The organism is Curtobacterium sp. B18, assembly GCF_000333375.1.
Taxonomy (GTDB): domain Bacteria; phylum Actinomycetota; class Actinomycetes; order Actinomycetales; family Microbacteriaceae; genus Curtobacterium.
This window is the reverse complement of sequence record NZ_BACZ01000677.1, coordinates 1-5505: the sequence shown is the minus strand read 5'-3', so window position 1 is coordinate 5505 and position 5505 is coordinate 1. Positions and strand designations below refer to the sequence as shown.

7 protein-coding genes are annotated in these 5505 nt (G+C 70.7%); 3 read left to right on the top strand and 4 right to left on the bottom strand.

The window, feature by feature from the left end; translation table 11 throughout:
* The 4 genes from I5E_RS18105 to I5E_RS18090 all read right to left on the bottom strand — a co-directional run.
* Nucleotides 1–615 (bottom strand): response regulator transcription factor (locus I5E_RS18105; RefSeq protein WP_022908231.1); only part of this gene is annotated, 615 nt, incomplete at its 3' end.
* Nucleotides 612–1811, bottom strand: a complete 1200-nt coding sequence (locus I5E_RS18100) for a sensor histidine kinase (protein WP_022908230.1) — start codon at nt 1809–1811, stop codon at nt 612–614. The genes I5E_RS18105 and I5E_RS18100, both read right to left, overlap by 4 nt.
* Nucleotides 1812–1864: 53 nt before the next feature.
* Nucleotides 1865–2680, bottom strand: coding sequence for an ABC transporter permease (locus I5E_RS18095; protein WP_148287043.1), 816 nt, complete (start codon nt 2678–2680; stop codon nt 1865–1867).
* 41 nt (nt 2681–2721) lie between these two features.
* Nucleotides 2722–3561, bottom strand: a complete 840-nt coding sequence (locus I5E_RS18090) for an ABC transporter ATP-binding protein (protein WP_022908228.1) — start codon at nt 3559–3561, stop codon at nt 2722–2724.
* A 289-nt stretch (nt 3562–3850) separates the two neighbouring features.
* Between I5E_RS18090 and I5E_RS18080 the strand changes: the two genes are divergently transcribed.
* The 3 genes from I5E_RS18080 to I5E_RS22120 form a co-directional block, all read left to right on the top strand.
* The gene (locus I5E_RS18080) at nt 3851–4321 is read left to right on the top strand and encodes a hypothetical protein (protein WP_148287042.1); all 471 of its coding nucleotides are present in this window, start codon (nt 3851–3853) and stop codon (nt 4319–4321) included.
* Nucleotides 4322–4454: 133 nt separating this feature from the next.
* The gene (locus I5E_RS18075; protein WP_148287041.1) at nt 4455–4814 is read left to right on the top strand and encodes a hypothetical protein; all 360 of its coding nucleotides are present in this window, start codon (nt 4455–4457) and stop codon (nt 4812–4814) included.
* Nucleotides 4811–5505: hypothetical protein (locus tag I5E_RS22120; RefSeq protein ID WP_042724034.1), on the top strand; the 695-nt coding region annotated here is incomplete at its 3' end. The genes I5E_RS18075 and I5E_RS22120, both read left to right, overlap by 4 nt.

Sequence of the window (5505 nt, the reverse complement as noted above, 5' to 3'; positions counted from 1 at the left end):
CCCGAGCTCCATCGCCCGGGTCACGGCGCGCGTGCGGTCGTTGACGCCGAGCTTCTCGAACACGTGCCCGAGGTGCGTCTTCACGGTGGTCTCGCTGAGGAAGAGGGTGCGGCCGATCGCCGGGTTCGAATTGCCCTGCGCGACGAGCTGCAGGACCTCGAGCTCGCGCGGCGACAGGGACGGACCGGGAGCGGGCTTGCCTGTCGTGCGGCGCACCAGGGCGGCCGCGGCCGAGGGGGCGAGGGCCGTCCCGCCGCGGGCTGTGGCGCGCAGGCCCGCGAGGATCTCCGACTCCGGAGCCGCCTTCAGCAGGTAGCCGGCGGCCCCTGCTTCGATCGCGGCGAGGATCTGGTCGTCGGACTCGTACGTCGTGAGGATGAGCACGCGGACGTCCGGCGCCCGGGCGAGGATCCGGGCGGTCGCGTCGTCGCCGTTCAGCCCCGGCATCCGCAGGTCCATCAGGACGACGTCCGGTCGTTCGGCCAGCGTGAACGCCACGGCGGCCTCGCCGTCGCTCGCCTGCCCGACCACCTCGACGTCGTCGGCGTCCTGCAGCAGCGCGACGATGCCGGCGCGCACGATCGGGTGGTCATCGGCGACGACGACGCGGATCACCGGGTCACCTCGGACACGGGCTGGTGGACCGCCCGAGAGCGCGACTCGCCCGCGGTGGGCAGCGTCACCTCGACGACGGTGCCGCGTCCGACCGCGCTGGTGATCGTGCAGGTACCGCCGGCGAGGGCGAGCCGTTCGCGCAGCCCGCGGAGTCCGTGCCCGGCCGTCGGGCGGGAGGCGTCGAAGCCCGCGCCGTCGTCAGTGATCCGCAGGCCGACCCGGTCGGCGGCCACGTGCAGTGCGACCCGCGCCGAGGCGGCGTGGGCGTGCGCGCGGACGTTGGCCAGTGCCTCCTGGGCGGTGCGGAGCAGCACCACCTGCGCATCGCGGTCGAGGGCGCAGTCCGCCGCGTCGACGGTGACCGGGACGCCGGTCTCGCGCGTGAAGCGTTCGCCGAGTCGGTGCAGGGCGGCCCCGAGCCCGTCGCCGGCGACCCCGGCGGCACCGGCCGCGACGAGGGTACGGGACTCTTCGAGGGCGGCGCGTGCCGATTCCTCGAGGACGGTGAGGCGTTCGTCGAGCCGGTCGACGCGGTCGGCGGCGAGGTCGCTACGGGCGCGTTCGGTGAGCATGACGATGCCCGCGAGGTTCTGCGCGACGGTGTCGTGGATCTCTCGGGCGAGGCGTTCGCGTTCGCTCGTCACGCCGGCGGCCCGGTTCGCCTCGGCCAGGGAGTCCTGCGTCGCGCGGAGCTCGTCGATGAGTCGGCGTCGTTCGTCGGAGAGCTCGGCGATGCGCGTGATCCAGAGGCCGAGCGCGCAGGCACCCGCGATGCTCACCCCTTCGATGAGGACCGTGCTCACGAGGCCGCTCGGACCGCTGGCGATCTGCAGGCCGATGCCCGCGGCGACGCCGATCGCCACGGACACCGCCACCGAGGTGCGGACGCGGTCGATCTGGCACCACGCCACCGGGAAGAGGATGCACTGGATGAACGCGGTGCTCGGCACGACCGCGGGCAGGACCAGCGCCGCGAGGACCAGCAGCGGGACGAAGCCGGCGGCCGCACGGCGGTCCTCGTAGCCGCGCCACCCGAACGCCCAGTACGCGACCGCCAGCACGCCGAGCATCGCGAACGCCGGCCACCGGACGGACCACGGCGACCACCCGAGCACGGCGATCACCGCGACGAGGGCGACCGTGACGCCGAACGCCACGTGGAGCCCCCAGTTCCGGTGCGTGGTGATGCGGTCCATCGCCCCAGCATCCCACCCTCCGGCGGCTCCTCGGGAGTTCTCCACAGGGGACATCACGCGTCCTTGCGGTTCCAACGGAACGTCAGCAGGCAGGCCACCGCGCCCACGACCAGCCATGCTGCCAGGACGAGGGCTCCGAGGCCGAGGTGCCACGCGCCTCCCGGCTCGGCCGACGCGAACGCGTCGGGCAGGAAGACCGACCGCATGCCGGACGCCATCCACCGCAGGGGGAAGACGGACGCGACGTTCTGCAGCCAGTCGGGGAGCTGGGTGAAGGGCAGGTACACACCGGAGATGAACTGGAGGACGAGGACGATGGGGACGATCGTGGCGGTGGCGCGGCGGCCCTCGCGGGGGAGTGCCGAGATCGCGATGCCGAGCACGCAGCTCGTCGCGACGCCGAGGAGCATGATGCCGGCGAAGCGTGCCCATGCGCCGCTGTCGGTGGGGAGGTCCACGCCGAACACCAGGCTCGCGATCGCCAGCAGCAGGGCCGTCTGCACGATCGTGGTGACCAGCACCATGCCGATCTTGCCGATGAAGTAGCTCACCACCGGCAGCGGGGTGCCGCCCAGACGCTTCAGCGTGCCGTCGCTCCGTTCACCGGCGATGTCGACGCCGAGGGACTGGGTGCCCGAGAGCAGGATGCCCGTCGCGACGAGGCCCGGCAGGTAGTACGTGGCGTAGTCCACGCTGACGTTCGGGCCGGCCTGGATGTCCGGCGCGCTGCTGAACGCCACGGAGAACAGCGCGAGCATGACGATCGGGAAGAGGAAGGTGAAGAAGACGGCGTCGGGCGCGCGGAAGTACGAGCGGAGCTCGTAGCCGATGCGGGCGGCGCCGATGCTGACGGGGTTCGTGGTGGTCATCGTGTTGGCCTTGTCGGTCGTGTTGGCTGTCGTCGCGGTGCTCATCGGTGGCCGACCATTCCGAGGTAGACGTCCTCGAGGGACGGGCGGATGACTTCCAGGTCGTGCATGGGCGATGTCGTGCTCCTGACCAGACCTGCCGGGTCGCTGGTGCGTTCGTCGTGTCCCTGGCCCGCATCGTCGCGCCAGCGCACTCGGGGCGTCCGGGCCTCGGCACCGCCGATCTCGTCGATCGGGGCGATGTCGAGCAGGGTCCCGTCCGCGATCACCGCCGCGCGGTCCGCGAGGTGCGCGGCCTCGTCGAGGTAGTGCGTGGTGAGGAGGATCGTCGTGCCCTCGCGCTTCACCTCGTCGATGAGGTCCCAGAAGTGCCGGCGGGCCTCGGGGTCGAAGCCCGTGGTCGGCTCGTCGAGGAACAGGACCTCGGGGCGGCCGATGATCCCGAGGGCGACGTCGACGCGGCGGCGCTGACCACCGCTCAGACGGCTGATGCGGGTGTTGCGCTGCGACTGGAGCCCCGTCTTCTCGAGGAGTTCCTCGACGCTGCGGTGGCGCGGGTAGAACGTCGTGAAGTGCCGGAGCTGCTCGGCGACGGTGACGTTCGGCGATTCCGCGCTGGTCTGCAGGACGATGCCGATGCGTGCGTTGTGACTGCGGCTCGTGCGGGCCGGGTCGTGGCCGAGCACCCGGACCTCGCCGCCCGTGCGGGTGCGGTAGCCCTCGAGGATCTCGACCGTCGTGGTCTTGCCGGCACCGTTCGGACCGAGGAGGGCGAAGGTCTCGCCGCGGGGGATGTCGAACGACACGTCGGCCACCGCGCGCTTGCCGGTGGCGTACTGCTTCGTGAGGCGGTGGACCTCGACGGCGGGAGATTCGGGCATGCGTCCAGCGTGGCCCTCGGCGGGGCGCGGGGGATCGGCGGGTCCGGTCGTCCGGCATCCTCCGATCGGAGGATGGTGCGTCGAACGGGAGGCGCGGGTCGGCCGGGTCCGGACCCCGGTCGTCGGCAGGCTGGTTGCGTTCGACAACCGGCGTGATATGTTGCCGGTGGGGGCGTCGCGGAGGGCGCGACGACGACGAGGGGGAGACGATGGCCGATCTGCGGGTCTCGTACAGTGCGCTCGACGGCGTGCAGCGCGCCTTGGACTCTGCGTCGATGCCGTGAACCGCTTGTCGAGTTCGTTCCTCGGGTTCGTCGCCGTGGTCGGCCTGCTCACGACGGCGACGGCCTGTGCTTCGAACGGGGGAGACGAGATGCAACCAGGTGAAGCGAAGCAGAATGCCGTGGCGTTCCTGCGAGAGACGATGGACCACGAGCCGCTCGCATGGCCCCGGGTTCCGGATCCAGTCGCCACGCGGTGCTCCGACGGGGAGGACGGAGTCCGGTTCCAGTACCTCGTGATGATCGACCAGAAGACCGATCCGAAGGAACTCGCTACTTCGTTCGAGGAGTTCTGGAGGAGGAAGGGGCTCGACATCCGACCCTCGCACGAAGACTTCGGGAAGTACGGAGTCGCCTATTCGGCAACCGCGCGTGCAGACGGGAAGCCCTGGGGATCGTTTCAGTTCAGTCAGCGTGGCATCAGCCTCTACGTCGACTCCCAGTGCGCCGAGGGCTCGCCGGACGACTACGACGAATGACGTGGGTGTTGTGAGCCGCCCGGGCCGAGCCCTCGTGGCGCTCGCCGGCGCGACCACCCTCGTGCTCGCGGGGTGCGGCACGGCAGGAGCGGGACGAGCAATGACGATCGAAGAGGCACAGGCAGGAGCGATCGTGGAACTCCGATCCACGCTCGCGTTGGCTCCGGACACGTGGCCGCAAGAGGTGCCGAGGGCAGCCGCGTACGACTGTCGGATCGACGGGGAACGGGCCGTGCAGTTCGGCTACTACGTCGAGGTGGACGCGCCGGACGATCCCCGGACGCTCGTGGCACAGGCAGGTCAGCACTGGGAGCGCGAGGGCTACGAGTTGTCGAAGACCCAGACGGAGATGGGCACAGCAACCGGTCAGGTCTACGCCGTGGTGGCGCGAGCCAACGGCAAGCCCCGTGCTTCGATGACGGCCACCAAGGTTCGCGCGCACGTCAACGTCGACTCGCGCTGCGTCCTCGGCGACCCGGACGACTACCGGTGACGGCCGAGGAACCCGAGACCACCGCAGGGGAGACCACGGCGACCGCTGACGAGCTGCGGCTCCGGCGCAACCGGCTGATCTTCGGGATCGTCGTCGCGCCGATCGGGGTCCTGATCGCACTCGTGCTGTCGTTTTTGGTGCAGATCAACTCCTCCGGGCGGTCCGCGAACGACGGCGGGGCCGCAGCCGGACCACAGATCGTGGCGATCGTGATCGGCCTGCTCGCCACCGTCCCAGCGCTCATCGCCGGGATCCGAGCGCTCCGTGATCGAGTCCTGGAAGTGGCGGCCTCGGGAGCGATGGTGGTCTCGGGCGTCGGCTTGCTCGCCGTCGTGCTGCTCGTCATCGTCCCGTCGTTCGAGATCCTCCCGCAGTCCGCCCGCGATGCAGAAAGGTACGCGCAGCAGCAGCGGCTGGATGAGCTCGACGACATCGACTCCGGATTCGGGCCCGGATCGGCCGAAGAAGCGGGTCAGGAGATGCAGGAGTACGTCGACGATGCGCTGCGCTTGCTCGAAGTGGCGCCGAGCACGGCGCGGACGACCACCTGGTCCACGAGCGGCACAACGGCCGCGGGCAATACCTGTCGGGCCTTCCACGAGCGCATCCGGCTCGGGGAGCAGGTCGACCGTTCGAGCACCGCGGAAACCCTGCGGACGGCGGGAAGGCGGAGAGCGACTACACCAGCTCT

Excerpts from the sequence above, each read along its gene's own strand:
- I5E_RS18100 (WP_022908230.1), bottom strand. The coding sequence starts at position 1,811 with ATGGACCGCATCACCACGCACCGGAACTGGGGGCTCCACGTGGCGTTC.
- I5E_RS18095 (WP_148287043.1), bottom strand. The coding sequence starts at position 2,680 with ATGACCACCACGAACCCCGTCAGCATCGGCGCCGCCCGCATCGGCTAC.
- I5E_RS18090 (WP_022908228.1), bottom strand. The coding sequence starts at position 3,561 with ATGCCCGAATCTCCCGCCGTCGAGGTCCACCGCCTCACGAAGCAGTAC.